At 58.5% G+C, this 17,447-nt stretch carries 16 protein-coding genes; 12 read left to right on the plus strand and 4 right to left on the minus strand.

What is annotated here, in order from left to right; translation table 11 throughout:
- Together FHR72_RS13610 and FHR72_RS13615 are read left to right on the plus strand one after the other, a co-directional pair.
- Window positions 1-354: a hypothetical protein gene (locus tag FHR72_RS13610; RefSeq protein ID WP_183468802.1), complete on the plus strand. Its 354-nt coding sequence runs from the start codon at window positions 1-3 to the stop codon at window positions 352-354.
- Between the two features lie 118 nt (window positions 355-472).
- Window positions 473-814, plus strand: a complete 342-nt coding sequence (locus FHR72_RS13615; protein WP_183468804.1) for a hypothetical protein — start codon at window positions 473-475, stop codon at window positions 812-814.
- A gap of 131 nt (window positions 815-945) precedes the next feature.
- Here the strand turns inward: FHR72_RS13615 and FHR72_RS13620 are convergent, their stop codons facing one another.
- The 3 genes from FHR72_RS13620 to FHR72_RS13630 all read right to left on the minus strand — a co-directional run bounded on the left by FHR72_RS13620 (window position 946) and on the right by FHR72_RS13630 (window position 3,659).
- Window positions 946-1,578 carry a Maf family protein gene (locus FHR72_RS13620; protein ID WP_183468806.1) on the minus strand — a complete coding sequence of 211 codons (633 nt, stop codon included), beginning with the start codon at window positions 1,576-1,578 and terminating at the stop codon, window positions 946-948.
- Between the two features lie 130 nt (window positions 1,579-1,708).
- Entirely contained in the window at window positions 1,709-1,990 is a 282-nt protein-coding gene (locus FHR72_RS13625; protein ID WP_183468808.1) for an acyl-CoA carboxylase subunit epsilon, read from the minus strand.
- A 40-nt stretch (window positions 1,991-2,030) separates the two neighbouring features.
- The gene (locus FHR72_RS13630) at window positions 2,031-3,659 is read right to left on the minus strand and encodes an acyl-CoA carboxylase subunit beta (RefSeq protein WP_183468810.1); all 1,629 of its coding nucleotides are present in this window, start codon (window positions 3,657-3,659) and stop codon (window positions 2,031-2,033) included.
- A gap of 502 nt (window positions 3,660-4,161) precedes the next feature.
- On the opposite strand from FHR72_RS13630, the gene FHR72_RS13635 reads away from it, so the two are divergent.
- The 3 genes from FHR72_RS13635 to FHR72_RS13645 all read left to right on the plus strand — a co-directional run bounded on the left by FHR72_RS13635 (window position 4,162) and on the right by FHR72_RS13645 (window position 8,062).
- Window positions 4,162-4,557 carry a hypothetical protein gene (locus FHR72_RS13635; protein ID WP_311736136.1) on the plus strand — a complete coding sequence of 132 codons (396 nt, stop codon included), beginning with the start codon at window positions 4,162-4,164 and terminating at the stop codon, window positions 4,555-4,557.
- Window positions 4,558-4,743: 186 nt separating this feature from the next.
- Window positions 4,744-6,510 (plus strand): DUF4012 domain-containing protein, encoded by a 1,767-nt coding sequence (locus FHR72_RS13640; protein ID WP_183468814.1) that lies wholly within the window; start codon window positions 4,744-4,746, stop codon window positions 6,508-6,510.
- 43 nt (window positions 6,511-6,553) lie between these two features.
- Window positions 6,554-8,062 carry a tyrosine-protein kinase domain-containing protein gene (locus tag FHR72_RS13645; RefSeq protein WP_183468816.1) on the plus strand — a complete coding sequence of 503 codons (1,509 nt, stop codon included), beginning with the start codon at window positions 6,554-6,556 and terminating at the stop codon, window positions 8,060-8,062.
- Window positions 8,063-8,164: 102 nt separating this feature from the next.
- Here FHR72_RS13645 and FHR72_RS13650 read toward each other — a convergent pair whose 3' ends face one another.
- The gene (locus tag FHR72_RS13650; RefSeq protein WP_183468818.1) at window positions 8,165-9,109 is read right to left on the minus strand and encodes a class I SAM-dependent methyltransferase; all 945 of its coding nucleotides are present in this window, start codon (window positions 9,107-9,109) and stop codon (window positions 8,165-8,167) included.
- 413 nt (window positions 9,110-9,522) lie between these two features.
- Here FHR72_RS13650 and gmd point away from each other — a divergent pair, with 413 nt between their 5' ends.
- The 7 genes from gmd to FHR72_RS13685 all read left to right on the plus strand — a co-directional run bounded on the left by gmd (window position 9,523) and on the right by FHR72_RS13685 (window position 17,440).
- Window positions 9,523-10,578: a GDP-mannose 4,6-dehydratase gene (gene gmd / locus FHR72_RS13655; RefSeq protein WP_183468820.1), complete on the plus strand. Its 1,056-nt coding sequence runs from the start codon at window positions 9,523-9,525 to the stop codon at window positions 10,576-10,578.
- Entirely contained in the window at window positions 10,575-11,567 is a 993-nt protein-coding gene (locus FHR72_RS13660) for a GDP-L-fucose synthase family protein (RefSeq protein ID WP_183468822.1), read from the plus strand. The genes gmd and FHR72_RS13660 overlap by 4 nt, the downstream gene beginning before the upstream one ends.
- A 234-nt stretch (window positions 11,568-11,801) precedes the next feature.
- Window positions 11,802-13,040 (plus strand): glycosyltransferase family 4 protein, encoded by a 1,239-nt coding sequence (locus tag FHR72_RS13665; RefSeq protein WP_183468824.1) that lies wholly within the window; start codon window positions 11,802-11,804, stop codon window positions 13,038-13,040.
- A gap of 121 nt (window positions 13,041-13,161) precedes the next feature.
- A complete protein-coding gene (locus FHR72_RS13670) occupies window positions 13,162-14,421 on the plus strand; it encodes a nucleotide sugar dehydrogenase (protein ID WP_183468826.1) in 1,260 nt (419 codons plus the stop codon).
- A 218-nt stretch (window positions 14,422-14,639) separates the two neighbouring features.
- The gene (locus FHR72_RS13675) at window positions 14,640-15,287 is read left to right on the plus strand and encodes an FkbM family methyltransferase (RefSeq protein WP_183468827.1); all 648 of its coding nucleotides are present in this window, start codon (window positions 14,640-14,642) and stop codon (window positions 15,285-15,287) included.
- 140 nt (window positions 15,288-15,427) lie between these two features.
- Complete coding sequence (locus FHR72_RS13680; protein WP_183468829.1) at window positions 15,428-16,513, plus strand: glycosyltransferase; 1,086 nt, start codon at window positions 15,428-15,430, stop codon at window positions 16,511-16,513.
- 249 nt (window positions 16,514-16,762) lie between these two features.
- Window positions 16,763-17,440 carry an FkbM family methyltransferase gene (locus FHR72_RS13685; protein ID WP_183468831.1) on the plus strand — a complete coding sequence of 226 codons (678 nt, stop codon included), beginning with the start codon at window positions 16,763-16,765 and terminating at the stop codon, window positions 17,438-17,440.
- Window positions 17,441-17,447: the final 7 nt, after the last annotated feature.

A 17,447-nucleotide genomic window follows, 5' to 3' on the forward strand; every position in this document is an offset into this window, starting at 1 on the left:
ATGGAGCTCAAGGGGCTGACTAGGTTTGGGCGAGTGGCCGCGGTGACGGCGGCGTCCGTTGTCTCGCTCCTCGGAGTGGCGCCTGTCGCCTCGGCGCAGGAGGCTGCGACGTGGGAAATGCCCGCGCTGCGCGGCGAAGTGCTCCAGAACGCGATCGATGCGGTGACATCTGCCGCGGGTGAGGGGAACGTTAAATTCAACCTCGTGGACAGTACGTTCAACCAGGTCGTCTACAACTACACGAACTGGCTTGTCTGTGGGCAATCGCCGCGGGCGGAATCGACGGTCAAGTTGAACCCGCAGAAGCCGCAGTCGGTTACTCTGGCGCTCAAGCGACCGTCGACCGGATGCTAGCCCTACTCGCCCGTTTGTAGGTCAGGAGACCCGACACCGCGCTGGCACTCCGCGGGGTATAAGACGGCCTAGGCGACAACAGGGCTAACATTTGTGGGCAAGATAAACGGCGAGGGGGATGGATATGCCGAAGGGCATTGCGGCGGCGTTGATGATTTGCGGGTTGTCTATGGGAGCGGTCGGCGCTGCGGGCCCAGTGGCCGCGGCGCCTGCCCCTGAGTGGCTCATGCCTGACGTCAAAGGCATGGTTTTGGCCAACGCCATCGATGAGGTGCTGACCGTCACTGGCGGTGCGGAACTCAATATCGTCACCGACGACACGAAGGGCACCCGCGAGCAGATAAATATGACCTACTGGGTTGTCTGCTGGCAGTCACCGAAAGCGGGTGTCGCAATCTCGCAAAAGTCGAAGTATGTCGGCCTGGGAGTCAAGCGGCTCAGCGACGAGAACTGTTACTGAAGTTTACGTGCCGTCGTCCTCACCACATCAACAGTTGGTGATGCGAGCACGAGGGCACATGTTGCTGGAGTGCGCCCGTCGCATCTGACTGTTCCTTGTCTGCGAGCGCGTTATGGCGCGCGCCGGGGGTCTTACTTTGCTGCCCACAGGTCGGAGACCGAAAGACCGGTGCGGCGGATCATCGCATTGACTGACGGCAGGCTGATTCCAATGACATTCGACGGATCACCTTCGATGCGGTCGATGAACCATCCGCCGAGTCCGTCCAGGGTGAATGCGCCTGCGACCCCGATCGGTTCGCCACTCTTGACGTAGCGTTGCAGCTCAATGTCCGACGGCCGTCCGAAGTGGACGGTGGTGCTCCCGGTGTCTCCTTCGGTATGGGTGATGACGCCGGCCGTCAGTCGCAGCAGCGCATGCCCGGTGAGCAGATGGCCGGTGGTGCCGGCCATCGAGTCCCATTGCCGCAGCGCCTCTTCGGCGGATCCTGGCTTGCCGCGCAGGGTCCCGTCCAAATAAAGCATCGAGTCGCAGCCGATGACGAGGCAATCGGAGAGCAGTTCGTTAGGCAACTTCGCCGCCACGCTGAGCGCCTTCGCGTTGGCGAGCTTGGCGACCACTGCCTCGGGTGGGGTGTCGGCGTCCATGGACTCGATGAGCGCGTCTTCGTCCACATCGGAGACGATCACGACCGGATCGATGCCGGCTTGTCGCAGGACGCGGAGCCTGCCCTGTGAGGCGGAGGCGAGGACGACCCGCGTCATGGCAGCTGTTGCTTCTTTGCGCAGGCGCTCATCAGAAGCTGTCTCTTCTTCGCGCAGGCGCTCATCAGATGCTGTCTCTTCTTCGCGCAGGCGCTCATCGGAAGCTGTCTCTTCTTCGCGCAGGCGCTCATCAGCGCCTCATGTGCATCCGCTCCAGCAGCGTGACCCGCTGCCAGCTGGTGACGTCGTAGCGCAGCTTGTCCACCGGGTGGCCCCACGGATTGAGTTCCTGGGGGCCGGGGTCGCCGGCTGCGCCGCCACCGGCGCCGGCAAGCACCGTCACCAGCGCGGCGAGCTCTTCGAACGTCGGCTCACCCTTGACGACCTGGAAGTGCGGATCCGGCTGCGGCGGGTCGTCGATCGTCATGTCCCGCGGGTCGGACACCTCGACGATGTCGGCGTCGTGATTCATGGTTGAACGTCCTTGTCTGCGAAGCGGATTCGAACCAGGATCAGAGCGGGATGTTGCCGTGCTTCTTCGGCGGAGTCTGGACCACCTTGCGCTCCAGCAGCTTCAAGGCGGTCGCGACATAGCCGCGGGTATGCGACGGCGGGATCACCGCGTCCACATAACCGCGCTCGGCGGCGATGTACGGGTTCACCAGCGTGTCCTCGTACTCCTGCTGCAGTTGCAGGCGCAGAGCATCGACGTCCTCGCCGTTGGCGGCGGCTTCTTTGAGCTTCTGGCGGTAGACGAAGCCCACCGCGCCCGAGGCGCCCATCACCGCGATCTGAGCGGTCGGCCAGGCGACGACGACATCGGCGCCCATGTCCTTGGAGCCCATGACGCAGTACGCACCGCCGTACGACTTACGGGTGATGACAGTGACTTTCGCGACCGTGGCTTCGCCGTAGGCATACAGCAGCTTGGCGCCGCGGCGGATGATGCCGTTGTATTCCTGGTCGGTGCCGGGTAGGAAGCCGGGAACGTCGACCAGCAGCACGATCGGGATGTTGAAGCAGTCGCAGGTCCGGATGAACCGGGCGGCCTTCTCGGAGGCGTTGATGTCCAGGCAGCCGGCGAACTGGGTCGGCTGGTTGGCCACGATGCCCACGGGGCGGCCGTCGACGCGGCCGAAGCCCACGACGATGTTGCCCGCGTAACCCGCCTGCACTTCCAGGAATTCGTCGTCGTCGAGGATGCGGGTGATGACCTCGTGCATGTCGTAAGGCTGGTTAGGGGAGTCCGGAATCAGCGTGTCCAGCTCGAGGTCCTCGTCGGTGAGGCTGTCCTCGATCGCGGCGTCGGTGTGGGGGGCCGGGTAGCGCGGCGGCTCGGCGTAGTTGTTGGGGGGCAGGTAGCCGAGCAGATCGCGGACGTAGTCGAGCGCGTCCTGCTCGCCGGATGCCACGTAGTGCACGGTGCCCGACTTGGACATATGGGTATGCGCGCCACCGAGTTCTTCCATCGTGACGTCCTCGCCGGTGACGGTCTTGATGACGTCGGGCCCGGTGATGAACATCTGGCTGGTCTGGTCGACCATGATGACGAAGTCGGTCAGGGCGGGGGAGTAGACGTGTCCGCCGGCGGCGGCACCCATGATCAGCGAGATCTGCGGGATGACGCCCGAGGCCTTGATGTTGTTGTGGAAGATGCGGCTGTAGAGGCCGAGGGAGACGACACCCTCCTGGATGCGCGCACCGGCGCCGTCGTTGATGCCGATCAGCGGGCGGCCGGTCTTGATGGCCAGGTCCTGCACTTTGACGATCTTTTCGCCGTAGACCTCGCCGAGGCTGCCGCCGAACACCGTCGCGTCCTGGCTGAACACACAGACGTCGCGGCCGTCGATGGTGCCGTAGCCGGTCACCACACCGTCGCCGGTGGGACGGTTCTTCTCGAGACCGAAGTTCTTGCTGCGGTGCTTCGCGAGGGCGTCGAGCTCAACGAAGGAGCCTTCATCCAGCAGGGCCAGGATGCGCTCGCGGGCAGTCAATTTGCCTTTGGCGTGGACCTTCTCGACGGCGGTTTCGCCGACCGGGTGCCGGGCCTCTTCTGCGCGCTTGCGCAGGTCGGCCAGCTTCCCGGCAGTGGTGTGGATGTCGATCTCGTGCTCGGCAGAAGGCTCAGTCACGCTGGTCATAGGTCCTGATGCTAACGGCGGTGTGCAGGGGTGTCGCAGGTGCCCCTTATTAGTCCCTTAGATTCGCGGTTCTGCGGCGGGTGGCGGGCGCCGCGGGACGTGCGGCGACAGGATCGCGCCAATATGCGAAGTGCGGGGCGGGTGTGACCGGAGCTACGAACGTCGGCTCCCGTTGCTCAAACCACTCGTCAGTGGCCGAGTTGCGACGTTGGGCGGGTGACTTGTGTGGTTTTAACGCCGCCGACAGCGCCAGGTGCAGCGCAAACAGGACGCAGACGGGTCGGCTGCCGGGTTTCGGGGGGGCTGTCACGTTGCGAGAGGTAGTTTGCTGGCCTCATTGAGGCGCAGGTAAACGCTTTTTCAAGGATTGCGGCGCGAAAAGAACAACCCCGCGTTTCGGTTGACAGGGTGTGTGGGGTCTGAGAAGCTTCCAGCAACAACAGGGGCCTACGAACCTTCATGGGGGGAATCCACAATGAATGCCATCGCTACCAAGTTCAAGGTGTCGGTCGCGGCGGCCGCAGTCGGCGGTGCCGCTGTCTTCGCGCCGATCGCCGCCAATGCTGCTCCTGCCGTGCAGGTTCCGGCCGCGCCGGCGCACGTCATTGGCGACCTCGCCCAGCAGCCGAACGGACTCATCGGCGTCTTCGTCGTTCAGTTCACCGGTGTCGTCACCAGGACGTCGACCTACTTCACGCGATTCACCATCCTGAACTACCAGTCGAAGCTGGAGGCGAACCCCGACTCGCCGTTCGCCGCCTTCTACCAGCGGCGTATCAATCAGCTGAACGCTCAGCTGGCGCGCTATGGGTCCGTGTCCCAGTCTGCTTGCTTCGGCGGCCGCTCGACCTCGATCGTCGCCGGCTCGTACGGTGCCGTCACGACGGGCACCTGCTAGAAAGTCAGAGCTGGGCAACCCCAATCAACTTGGTATTGAAGCCTGCACGTCGCTACGGCGACGTGCAGGCTTCAATTGTGTACAAGGAAGTTCTGAGTGCGATTTCCTCGACGCCGACCTGACCACAATAACGACGCCGATGACGGCAACGACACGGAAGCGGACCACGGCGGGCGCCGGGGGCTGATGCCCGCTTTCGCCCGTCGCCGCGGCTTCCTCCTCGGAACCGCCGTGGTGGTCCTGATCGTGCTCGGATTGTGCTGCTGGGTAGCGTTTAACGCCTTCCAGGCGAAGTCGAATTTGGAACAGGCCCGCAATAGTGCACAGGATGCCAAAGAAGCCCTGCTGGACGGAAACACAGAAGCAGCGTCTATATCTGCAGACCAAGCGCTGGACCGCTCACAGGCGGCTCACGATGCCACCCACTCTCTCGCTTGGAACATCTTTTCAGCGGTCCCGTGGCTCGGTAGCCCGTTCAAGACCGGCCAGCAGGTTACGGACGTAGTGCTAGGCCTTGCCTCTGATGTGCTGCGTCCCGCCGCGGACGTCGGTCTGGCAATTTCGCCAGATCAGCTATACCGGGACGGCCGGGTGGACGTCGACTTGCTACGCAGCCAAGAACCTCAGCTGCGCAATTTGTCTTCGAACGCTTCGCGTCTGAACGGCGACGCCGCCGCAATCGCTGACCCCCGGTACGTGTCACTGCTAGCGGATGCGCGTTCTGAATTGCAGAGTCAGATTTCCAGTATCACTTCAGTTATAGAAAACACGGCTTTGGCCGCTCGCTTGGCGCCCTCGATGATGGGGGCGGATGGGCCCCGTACCTACTTCATGGGCTTCCAGACGAACGCAGAGGCGCGGGGTACCGGGGGACTCTTAGGTGGCTACGGGATCCTCCGGTTCGATAATGGAATGCCAACTGTAGACACCCTAGCGTCCAACACTGATCTGGCCGATGCTGTCGCGCCGGTTGAACTCGGCGAGGAATACGACCAGCAGTACGGATTTCAGAACCCATTCACAGATTTTCGCAACAGTAATATTAGCCCGCATTTTCCTTATGCTGCGCAGATTTGGAGGGGGATGTGGCTAGAACAAACCGGTATGGAAGTTGACGGCGTCATAGCAATAGACCCCGTAGCGCTGAGTTATATTCTGGGCGCAGTTGGGCCGGTTACCCTGCCGAGCGGTGAAAAAGTTTCAAAAGAAAATGTCGTCGAACTGACCGAGTCGACCGCCTATAATCGGTTTCCGACCGACCAGCTTGCACGCAAGCAATATTTGCAGGACATCGCTAACGCGGTCGTGACCAAGATGAGTGGGCCGGTGGCCTCCCCCCGGAAATTGCTTGACGCGCTCGGAAAGGCCGCTGGCGAGCGTCGCATCGCCGTATGGAGTTCAGTTCCAGAGGACCAAAAATTGCTCGAAAGCACTCCGCTCGCCCACGTCCTTCCTGATGATGTGGGACCCTACGCTGGAGTAGTCATTAACAATCTCGGGGGAAACAAACTCGACTACTACATGAGGACTCAGATTGAATACGCAGCAGATCAATGCCGAACTGAAACGCGCGCATCAACTGTAACTGTGAAATTGACAAACGCGGTGCCCAACGAACCATTACCTGACTATGTAGCAGGCGCGGCTGGACTCTCACCCGAATTGGGTCTCACGCTGCCGACGGGCACTAGCGTTACATCGGTGCGTCTCTTCGGTACCGCGGGGTCGGAACTGTCCAGCGCAATTCTCAACGGTGAACAAGTGCCGGCGATTTTGTACACCGAGCGTGGGCACCCCGTTTTTGAGGTTCAGGTCATCATCACACCCGGCCAAACCGCGAATATCATGTTTCAGCTCTCTGAGCCTTCGGTGCCAGGAGTTCCGCGTGCGCCCAGCCAACCCTTGGTGGAGACCGTTGTCCCGAAGGTGATGGTGCCCGAGTGCACCGAGTAAGGATCGTCTGCACCTGCATGGACGTACCGTCGAAGGGGTTGGCTTGAATCTGCAAGACTTCGTCAAATTGATACGCATCCGGTGGATTACCGTCTGCGTGACATTGTTGATTGTGCTTTTGGGTGCAGTCGCCGTGACGCTTATGACGACACCGTTGTATCAGGCATCGACCCGGTTGTTCGTATCGACTACCGCGGGATCGTCCCTAGCTGAGACTTATCAGGGCAACCGGTTTTCGCAGGAACGGGTGAAGTCATATTCCGAGTTGCTTATGGGTGAGACACTCGCCCAGCGCACGATCGATAAGCTCAACTTGAATATGGATGCGGCCGAGCTGCAGTCCAATATTTCTGCCAGCGCAAAACTAGACACGGTGCTCATCAATGTCGCTGTTCTAGATGCCTCGCCGGTGCGAGCGCGGGACATTGCTAATACCCTCTCGGACGAATTCGTATCGATGGTACGTGAACTAGAAACACCTGAGGATGGTGCGAGCGCGGACGCTCGTGTCGTGGTCGAACAGCGCGCGTCGATCCCTGACCATCCGGTTGTGCCAAAGACTTCCCGAAATATCGGAATTGGTGTCGTGCTCGGCTTAGCTCTAGGCATAGGTATCGCTGTGGTGCGGGACATGCTCGACAACACAGTCAAGGACCGCGAAACTGTCGAGCGAATTACGGGTTCAGGTATTGTCGGAAGTGTTCCATTGGACAAAGACAGGCGTAAGCAACCCGCAATTTCTTTTGATAACGACAACTCGGCTATAGCTGAGGCTTTTCGCAAACTTCGAACGAATCTGCAATTCCTTGCGGTCGACAATCCGCCTCGGGTGATCGTAGTGACAAGCTCGATGCCGAGCGAAGGTAAGTCCACTACGGCCATTAATCTGGCGCTTGCCCTTGCGGAGGCTGAGCACAAGGTTGTGCTCGTTGACGGAGATATGCGGAGGCCGACGCTGCATAGGTACCTTGACCTGGTAGGTCCTGTTGGTTTCAGTACTGTGCTCAGTGGCCAAGCTACCTTGGAAGAAGCGCTGCAACTTACGCGTTTCCCGGGGCTCACGGTGTTGACTTCCGGTGCAATTCCACCAAATCCAAGTGAACTTTTGGGCTCGCAATCGGCGCGCAAACTGCTTTCCGAGCTTCGTGCGAAGTACGATTACGTGGTGGTCGATTCCACGCCCTTGCTCGCTGTGACGGACGCCGCAATTCTGGGGGCGGGCGCGGACGGCGTGCTGATTATGGCTCGATATGGTCAGACTCGCCGTGAGCAGTTGACGCACGCGGTTGAGAACCTGCAGAACGTAGGTGCGCCGCTATTGGGCGCAGTCCTGACTCTCACGCCGATGCGGGGCGGCTCTTCATACACATACAGCTACGGGTATTACGGGGAGTATTCGTTGCCGAAAGATAACGGCAAGGATACGAGCCTTCAATCGGACCCAAGTGGTCCCGTCAATGAGCAACCTCAATCACCGCCGCCGCGACAGGCAGGTGGCGATGGAACTCAAACGGCCGGTGGCCGACGGCGGCGCCACGGAGGCAATCAATAGCATGCCTTTGATCCGTCCAGAATGAATGCGAGCCGAATGGGCATCGATTGCCCGTGTTCGTCAGGTTCGCCCTAGGTGGTGGCATGGCGTCACGTCACAACCTCACTCGGGCGCTCGCGCATAGACACTAAGTATGTTGCGGGGAAGCATCCCCGCCTTCGCGGAAGCCTCCAGAAGTTGGCCTGCGGGTCTGGCCGCGCGAGATGGCAGTCCAATCGAGGTTAGGTATTCACTCATTCTGAGTCCGTAGCCAATAGTCGGTTCGGCTGCAAGTGGTATAAAACCCTCGCGAGTGAGCAGAGCCTCGATCCCATTGCGGGTGTACTGCCGACGATGGAAATGATTAATGCGCCGATCGAACACGCGACGATGGCGGTCATTCGTCAGCTTTCGTAGCAGATGGGCGCCGCGATCAATTGAACAGTACCGGGGCGTAGAAAAGAAAAGAATGCCGCCGGGCCGCAGCAATGCGCGTGCGCCCCGCAGCAACTCTTGGGGTTCGTCCACATGTGCGAGGACGCACCACATTGTGACCGCATCATACTTACCGGTGCTTTCTGCTAATACGCGCAGATCGTCACTGAGTACTAAATCAATGCCGTGCCGGTTCTTGCACTCATTAATCGCCGGCTGCGAGACTTCATTTCCGCCGACTGAGAAGCCGCAGTCGCGAGCCGTGGCTAAGAAGTCACCGCCTCCCGCTCCGACGTCGAAAAGGCGTGGCTGCTGAACCTCGGGGAGCAGCGTCCTTAATCGCGCCAAAGTCTGGTGATGTCGGACAGTAAGAGAAGGTTCGTTCGCCGATTCGAGGTAGCGCTGGTAATTAGAGTCGACGTTGTACTGATCGTTGTGGCTCACAGGTTGGGCGGCCCCGAAGTAGAAAAACGCCGAACCGCAGCCGGAACACTGTTTGACAAACTGGGGCCGAGGCGGGCTCACAACCCGCATTCCGGCTGCTCCACACGCTGGACATTCATCATCCGAACTGCTTTCGACCATGATCGCTATCTCCCCCTCGCGGCGCACCGACGCTTCTTCCCCGCTCACCGGATCATAACCGGTTCACGACCCGTCGATTGAGCCATCGGTTGCTTTGCCGCAAATGCCGATGGGTTCTTTGCCGAGTAGAATGGCGGGGGTCAGGCCTGTAGTTCGACAGGTGCACGCAATCGTCCGGGGGTTGACGTCGACTTTTAGTGCATCTTGTATTGATGTGGCACGTTCGCATCAGTGCGCTCGAGACGATCGACGAGGTGGGGTGCAGCTGATCTGCAGGGTGGGGTTGTTCGCACTTACCGGGGGGAAGGGGTTCCAGCAGGTGGGGGTGCCGATTTGACGGCGGGATATCACGACCGCCATGTCCACCGAAGAAGCGATTCACAAAAGCGGCGGCGCGTCCGCCAGCTGAAACCGCAGGACGTCGCATACGCGGGCGGCTGCCGATCAACGAAGGTTTCCGGATGACAAAACGTGCGTTAATTACGGGTATTACGGGACAGGATGGTTCGTACCTAGCTGAGCTACTGCTCAGCAAAGGGTATGAAGTTCACGGTTTGATTCGTCGAGCCTCGACTTTCAACACTTCGAGGATCGATCATCTTTATGTCGACCCCCATCTGCCCGATGCGAAGTTATTTCTTCACTACGGTGACCTCAGCGATGGAGCGCGGCTGGTGACACTACTCGCAGCTCTCGATCCGGACGAGGTGTATAACCTTGCGGCGCAGTCGCATGTGCGCGTGTCCTTCGACGAGCCGGAACATACTGCTGACACCACCGGCACGGGCACTATACGGATGCTGGAAGCTGTTCGCCTGTCCGGTATCAAGACTCGGTTCTACCAGGCCTCCTCATCTGAGCTTTATGGGGCTACGCCACCCCCCCAGAACGAAGACACCCCTTTCTACCCGCGATCGCCCTACGCCGCCGCAAAGTTGTATAGCTACTGGATAACCAAGAATTACCGGGAGGGCTACGGTCTCTTTGCGGTGAATGGAATTCTTTTCAATCATGAATCCCCTCGCCGAGGCGAGACCTTTGTGACGCGAAAGATCACTCGTGCAGTTGCTGCTATAAAGGCGGGTAAGCAGGATTACGTTTACATGGGCAACCTGGATGCGGTGCGCGACTGGGGGTATGCCGCGGAGTATGTCGAGGGCATGTGGCGAATGTTGCAAACAGACGAGCCAGACGACTACGTGCTCGCCACGGGCGTGGGGATCACAGTCCGAGAATTTCTCGATATCGCGTTCAGTCACGCAGACCTTGACTGGCGGGATCACGTCAAGTTTGACGAGCGTTACCTTCGGCCCACCGAGGTCGACGCACTAATCGGCGACTCCTCGCGCGCGCGCAAAAGGCTGGGTTGGGTACCCTCGGTTGACGGACGAGCGCTCGCACGGTTGATGGTTGACGCCGATATTGAAGCGCTTTCGCACGAGGGGAGGCCTTGGATAGACAAGGTCGCACTGGATTCCTGGATCACGCCGAACGCAGCGGACGTGTACGCGCAATGACCCAGAATGTTCCTTACTTGCCGCAAAAACTGGATCGCGGGGCGGCTTTCTACGTCGCAGGGCATCGGGGGTTGGTCGGATCGGCCATCGTGCGACGTCTCGAAGCTGCAGGCTTCACGAACATTGTGGGGAAGACTTCCGCCGAACTTGATTTGAAAAACCGCGACGACGTCTTTTCATTCTTCGAATCGACTGCACCGCAATATGTCGTTCTGGCAGCCGCTAAGGTCGGAGGCATTCTTGCAAACAGTACGTTCCCGGTCGACTTTCTCAGCGAGAATATTAGAATTCAAGTAAATGTCTTGGACGCCGCTCAACGCGAAGGTGTCGAACGTTTGTTGTTCTTGGGGTCTTCGTGTATATACCCCAAGTTTGCTGAACAGCCGATTCGTGAAGAGTATCTTCTGACGGGGCACCTTGAGCCGACGAATGATGCGTACGCGATAGCTAAGATCGCCGGCATCCTTCACGTTCAAGCAGTTCGACGGCAATATGGCTTGCCCTGGATTTCCGCCATGCCGACGAACTTGTACGGGCCCCATGACAACTTCTCCTCAGCGGGTTCACACGTACTTCCCGCTCTGATTCGTCGTTACGACGAGGCGGTTACTTTGGGTCGTGAGTCCGTGACGAATTGGGGCACGGGATCGCCGCGCCGCGAATTCCTGCATTCAGACGATCTGGCGGACGCATGCTTGCACCTGCTCGAAACCTACGACGGGCCAGACCATCTCAACATTGGGTGCGGCACCGATGTGACGATCCGAGAGATCGCGGAAACCGTTTCCTCCGTCGTCGGATACACCGGGAAGACCCACTGGGACGCGTCTAAGCCCGACGGGACGCCGCAAAAGCTTCTTGACGTATCCAAGCTGGCTGAGGCGGGTTGGACTCCGAAAATCAGTTTGGAGGATGGGATTCGGCGCACCGTGGACTGGTACCGGGAAAATGCACACCTTGTGCGCAACGACGCCGCGGCGGCCTCATGACGGCGAAAGGCGGAGATGCTCACAACCGTGTTCGGACGCGTTGGTGGCCGGTGGTCCCTATTTACGAGTGTCGTTGTCTCAGAGGAGATCCAAAGGTATTCCGTGACAGCATCAGAGCGGCCGTTCGCCGCCTGCCCACAGCACTCGAACCAATCGATTGTTGCCATGCTATCGGAACCACTGGAGACGTCTTGAGTTCAACTACACCCTACGAGCCGAGTAGGTAGGCGACCAATGCCTCGGCCTCTCAGTGTGCTGATTCTTGGTTTGAACTACCCGCCGGAACGCACCGGGATCGCCCCGTATACGGGTGCTCTCGCTACGGGTTTGAGCGCCTGTGGGCACCGAGTGCGCGTTCTGGCCGCCCATCCGCATTACCCAGAGTGGGCAATACACGATGGGTACGGCGGGTGGGCTCGACGCGGCGTGTTCGGCGGTGTCGAAGTTAACCGTCTGCTGCATTATGTCCCGCGGTCACCCCGCGGCGTTCGGCGTCTAGTATCCGAATTGACTTTTGGAATACGGCTAATCTCATCCCGTTGGCGTGTACCAAGGGTCGTCATTGTTGTATCGCCGTCGCTGTTCTCGTCGGCCCTGGCAGTGGCTAGATCGAAATTTGGCGTCCGCCGCCCCGTGTTAATCACCTGGGTTCAGGACATCTACTCGTTAGGGATGGAGGAAACTGGCGAGGGCGGTCGACTTGTGCGTCTCATTACGCGATGGGTCGAGTCATTCACTCTTCGCGCTTCCGACAAAGTGGTGGTCATTCACCCTCGCTTCAAGGAATACCTGGTTCGACATCTTGGAGTACCCGAGCATCTTGTAGTAGTCATACGTAATTGGACACATCTCCCCCCATTGCCTGAAACCGATTGCAACCGTGCCAAGGAAATACTCGGGTGGCCTACGGGTGTGACACTTGCTGTGCACACCGGGAACATGGGCGCCAAGCAAGGATTACGAAATGTCGTAGATGCTGCACGACTCGCGGATCAAATGGGTGCGGCAGCGCACTTTGTGCTCGTCGGTGATGGCAGCGAAAGACGAGCTTTGGAAGCACTGGCGGAGGATGTATCTCGAATCACCTTCGTCCCCGCGCTCGATGACGGGGCCTATCGTGTAGCGCTTAGTGCGGCAGATGTGCTGTTGGTGAATGAGCAGCCGGGTGTTGCAGCCATGGCGGTACCCAGCAAGCTGACATCCTATTTCGATGCGGGCAGGCCGATCATCGCGGCTACCGATCGTAGTGGCACTGCGGCAGCCGAGGTTACTGCTGCGGGGGCGGGAACTGTTGTACCAGCGGGGGATCCAGCGCAGCTGTTAGAGGCGGTCATGATGTTCGGCGCGGATCCCGAAACGGCCTCCCGTCTAGGGCGCAACGGCCGCCGATATCGCGAGACGCAACTTGATCAAGATGTCGCACTCCAGAAGTGGGCGAGTTTGATCGAGTCTGCCGTCGAACAGGACGGATGATGTTGGCATCCAAGACTTTACCGGCTACGCCGTGCGGCCTTACTGCCGCGACAAGAGATGTGGGAAAACAACGCAGCCTGGTCGGATGCGGTGTGAGTGCTATCCGAGAGGGGGACGAATCGTGAAAATCGCGATCATGGGCCTGGGTTATGTCGGCATCACGGCCGCGGCGTGCCTTGCCAGCCTGGGACACGATGTGGTCGGGGTAGACCCGAACGAAACTAAGGTGAAAGCCGTCTTGGAGGGAAGATCGCCCGTCACTGAACCGGGCGTCGAAGAGCTGATACGCAAAGCCAGAGAAGAATCTAAGCTCACAGCCACCACTGTTCTGGGGCCGGCTATTGCCGATGCACGACTAATTATTGTCTGTGTCGGAACACCGAGCGCTGTCGACGGCTCCCATAACATGACCCATATTGCAGAGGTCTCTCGGCAGCTCGCGGAATATATTAAAGCTCACCCGAAACGTGCATTGACGGTTGCGTATCGCTCCACTATCCGACCCGGGACGACGGAAGAACTCATACAACCAATCTTTGAAAGCATTCTTGGCGAAGAAGTACATCGCGTCGAACTGGTATACAACCCGGAATTTCTGCGCGAATCCTCTGCTGTGCGTGATTTTTTTGATCCACCTAAAATTGTGATCGGCACTAAGACCGGCGACCCGTGCGAGGTGCTCGATACGATCAACGGCGGCATCGACGCGCCCGTGTTTTACGTTAGGTATCGCGAAAGCGAGATCACAAAGTTTGTCGACAACACTTTTCATGCGGTGAAAACTGTCTTTGCGAACGAGATAGGCCGCCTCTGCGTACAACTCGGGATCAGCGCGGCCGAAATTCACCGCATTTTCGTCTCCGACACGAAATTGAACGTGTCACCATATTATCTTAGGCCTGGCGGAGCGTTTGGGGGTTCGTGCCTGCCGAAAGATGTCAGGGCACTGCAGCATATTTCTCGCTTATCTGGTGGCTTCACCCACCTAATTGATTCGCTAATTGCAAGCAACGAGGCGCATAAGTCGTTCCTGTTCGATCATGCGACACAGGGGCTCAAACACGGAGCTAGTGTATTGATGCTTGGACTTGCTTTCAAAGACAACAGTGATGACCTGCGGGAAAGTCCAAACGTGGACATGGCACGTATGTTGATCACCGCAGGCTATGACCTATCGATCTTTGATCCGTATGTAGAACCGCAAAACCTTATCGGACAGAATCTCGGTGTGTTGTCCAATTCCCCCTTCATTCGACAGATGCTGGTGAGCGAATCAGTCGCTGAGAGCAGAGAGTGGGATCTGGTCATCGATACGAGAGGGGCAGCGTCGCGCTATAACTTGAAAGCCGGAACGATAGTTGATGTGAATAAGCTCGCGTGAGGTTCGCTTCGGCGGCTACACGCGGTCGCCGCGCGATGGGCTAGACCAACCGATCATGCTAGCCTCTAGTTTGGTCGGCTGTCGGCATTGGGGGGGAGGGATCGGGAGACCGGCTCAGTGAGCCAGGTTCCCGGAAGAAAATGGCAATTCGGCATGATGTGCGGCGACTAGTCCAGCGGTTCGGCATAGATATAGTTCGCTACCCACTGCACGATCCGATGGCGCGTACTGCGCGTCTGCTCGACCACTTCGACATCCAGCACATCGTCGATGTCGGTGCCAATGATGGTGGCTTTGGTGCCGCTATCAGGCAGCTAGGTTACCGTGGCGCCATTACGTCATTTGAGCCGCTACCGGAGCCATTCAGCGCGCTCCGCCAAAAGGCGTCTACAGATGGAAACTGGAACACTCACCAATATGCGATCGGCGACACTAAGCGGGACGTCCAGATCAATATTTCCGGAAATTCGGGACTGTCAAGTTCCGTGCTTCAAATGCTCGACGCGCACCGCGAAGTAGCGCCCGACTCTCGATTCATCGGAACTTATACGGCATCACAAGACCGTTTAGATACATTGCTGCCGCAATTAGGCGTGGTGTCGGCGCGAACATTTTTGAAGGTAGATGTTCAAGGTTACGAAGGTGCAGTCCTGGATGGCGCTACTGCGCTATTCGAACAAGGCTGCATACTTGGGCTACAGCTGGAGCTGTCCCTAACTCCTCTGTACGAAGGCGCGATGACCTATAGGGAAGGGCTCGATCGCGCTGAGAGCCTGGGCTTGACCCTGATGGGTCTCGATCCGGTGTTTTCGGATCCGCAGACGGGACGACTGCTGCAAGCCGACGCGGTCTTTTTCCGGACATGAACGAGAGCGGAACGCCGAGAAGCCGCGAGTTCGTCTCGTCCTCCGATAGTAGAGATACGGGTCCGAGACCAACGCAAACCGAACCCCGCGTTCTTATTATCTCACCACAGGTGTATGCGCACCCACACAGCGGGGTCGGAATGCGCGGACATTTTCAGGCCATACACTTATCCAAGATATGGCCAATTACTCTTGCGACCGAGGCCGGCGTTTTTCGCGTTGAAAATGGAGTTTTTACCGAATGCATCGCAGCGCCGGCCCGGGAGTTGCCCAACGGTAGAGCGCTGCTCCGCAGCTTGTTCACACGAAAACATTACCTATTCGAAAAATATAATGGGCGCAATTGGGCGGTGCCAGATGTTGGCGAATTCACGCACATAATTGTGCATTACCCTGCCCTTCTCGAATTCGTGCGGGGTAAGCGCGGCCTAACCGCTGATGTCATTTTCGATACACATAACAATGAGCGCGAATATTTTGAATCGGTCGCCGCAAGGACTGCAGGGTTTGCGAAGCCAATATTTATCAGAAGACAAGCTTCCATTTCGGAAAGAATCATAAAGCAGGCGGCAGCGAATATCGACGCTACTGTATCGGTGTCCGAGAGTGACCGCGAATGGGTTGCGGGGTTGTGCTCCAGCCAAACGCGACATTTTGTAGTCCCCAACAATTTATTCCGGTATGAGCCAACCACGTGGACGGGTCGCAAGAGCGTACTCTACGTGGGATCACTGAACGTCAATATGAACCTGCAAGCCCTTGAATGGTTCACAACTCGCGTATGGCCGGCCTTAAAAGAATCGGCGCCTGAAGTCGATTTCATCGTTGCCGGACGCAATCCCGCTGTTGGATTGGTGAGCGATCTGGAGAGAAAGGGCATCCAGGTCGTGGCCAATGCGCCCTCGCTCACCGGTCTGTATGCGGACGCTATGTTCTCGGTAATTCCTGCCGCTTCTGGATCTGGAGGGAAGATCAAAGTTGGTGAAGCACTAGCTCACGGCGTGCCCGTGCTGACCACGGCCCAAGGACTTGTGGGGCAACCGGCTGCAATCAGGGAGTGCTGCATCGTCAATGATGATCCGGGCGAATGGGTAAGCATCATCCGTGAACACCTCGGGCGGGAGGAGCGTTCTTCCAAGCTGTGGGACGCCAAGGTCGAAAACGCATTGACCGAAACCTATTTTGGCTCATCCATCATGCAGATCGCGGGGTTCATCGGTGCATAACCAGTCCTTGTAGTCACGCAACAAGCGCGGTCGCGGACGACATATCATTGACGTTCGCCGTGGGCAGGCTCCGATGAGTCAGCGCGGACGAAATGTGCATCGGAGATAGACCAAGAAAGTGGCACGAATTTGAGTAAGGTCCTGGACTATCTGCTGGCTGGCGGTCGCTTCCGTGCAGGGGTCGCTGCGCGTCTACATGCGGCAGTATGGGCACGTCGGCTCACTGGCGGCAAGGCAGACGTACCGGAGATGAAGCTGCTTGACGATCTCGACTTGCGAGGGCGAGTCGCGCTCGATATCGGCGCACACTCTGGCAACTGGGCAGCGAACTTGGCTGCGCGCGTCGGTGATGACGGCACCGTGGTGGCATACGAAGCCCTACCACATTACGGACGAGCGCTGAGAATGGCGCTGCGGATCCTGCGTCTCCGCAATGTGCGTGTCAGAGACGTTGCGGTTGGAGATACCGAGCGCACGATCAACCTTCGGTGGCGTACTGACGCCGACGAACCACTCACGGGCAAAACGCATATTGATCCGGACGCCGTGTCTTCAGCCGGTGTTGTGCAGGTTCAGATGGTGTCCTTAGATCACGATCTGCGCGCCTGCGGTTTACGGCCCGGCGATGTTGGGTTCATAAAGATCGATGTCGAAGGCGCGGAACTCGAGGTGCTGAGGGGGGCGTCAAACTTGCTTCGAGTGGGTCGGCCCGTGGTGTACCTCGAAACTGAGCCAGAGTGGATCAATAGATTTGGTCACTCGGTGCGAGATGTTTTTGACGAGATGGCACTTTATGGTTATTCCCCGTTCCTTGCCTCGGCCGACGGTGCGGTGCCTACGAACGTTGATTCCTATTTGAGCCAGTACGTCTCACGGCGAACATTCAATAACGTCCTATTCTTGCCCGAACAACTGCATCGCAGTTGACATTGAT

Origin of the sequence: Mycolicibacterium iranicum (assembly GCF_014190915.1) — a bacterium.
Lineage (GTDB): Bacteria > Actinomycetota > Actinomycetes > Mycobacteriales > Mycobacteriaceae > Mycobacterium > Mycobacterium iranicum_B.

What these genes read in the sequence shown, in the direction of transcription:
- FHR72_RS13660 (WP_183468822.1), top strand. Translation starts at nt 10,575, where the DNA reads ATGACCCAGAATGTTCCTTACTTGCCGCAAAAACTGGATCGCGGGGCG.
- gmd (WP_183468820.1), top strand. Translation starts at nt 9,523, where the DNA reads ATGACAAAACGTGCGTTAATTACGGGTATTACGGGACAGGATGGTTCG.
- FHR72_RS13675 (WP_183468827.1), top strand. Translation starts at nt 14,640, where the DNA reads ATGGCGCGTACTGCGCGTCTGCTCGACCACTTCGACATCCAGCACATC.
- FHR72_RS13620 (WP_183468806.1), bottom strand. Translation starts at nt 1,578, where the DNA reads ATGACGCGGGTCGTCCTCGCCTCCGCCTCACAGGGCAGGCTCCGCGTC.
- FHR72_RS13625 (WP_183468808.1), bottom strand. Translation starts at nt 1,990, where the DNA reads ATGAATCACGACGCCGACATCGTCGAGGTGTCCGACCCGCGGGACATG.
- FHR72_RS13680 (WP_183468829.1), top strand. Translation starts at nt 15,428, where the DNA reads ATGCGCGGACATTTTCAGGCCATACACTTATCCAAGATATGGCCAATT.
- FHR72_RS13685 (WP_183468831.1), top strand. Translation starts at nt 16,763, where the DNA reads ATGAAGCTGCTTGACGATCTCGACTTGCGAGGGCGAGTCGCGCTCGAT.
- FHR72_RS13610 (WP_183468802.1), top strand. Translation starts at nt 1, where the DNA reads ATGGAGCTCAAGGGGCTGACTAGGTTTGGGCGAGTGGCCGCGGTGACG.
- FHR72_RS13640 (WP_183468814.1), top strand. Translation starts at nt 4,744, where the DNA reads ATGCCCGCTTTCGCCCGTCGCCGCGGCTTCCTCCTCGGAACCGCCGTG.
- FHR72_RS13615 (WP_183468804.1), top strand. Translation starts at nt 473, where the DNA reads ATGGATATGCCGAAGGGCATTGCGGCGGCGTTGATGATTTGCGGGTTG.
- FHR72_RS13665 (WP_183468824.1), top strand. Translation starts at nt 11,802, where the DNA reads ATGCCTCGGCCTCTCAGTGTGCTGATTCTTGGTTTGAACTACCCGCCG.
- FHR72_RS13630 (WP_183468810.1), bottom strand. Translation starts at nt 3,659, where the DNA reads ATGACCAGCGTGACTGAGCCTTCTGCCGAGCACGAGATCGACATCCAC.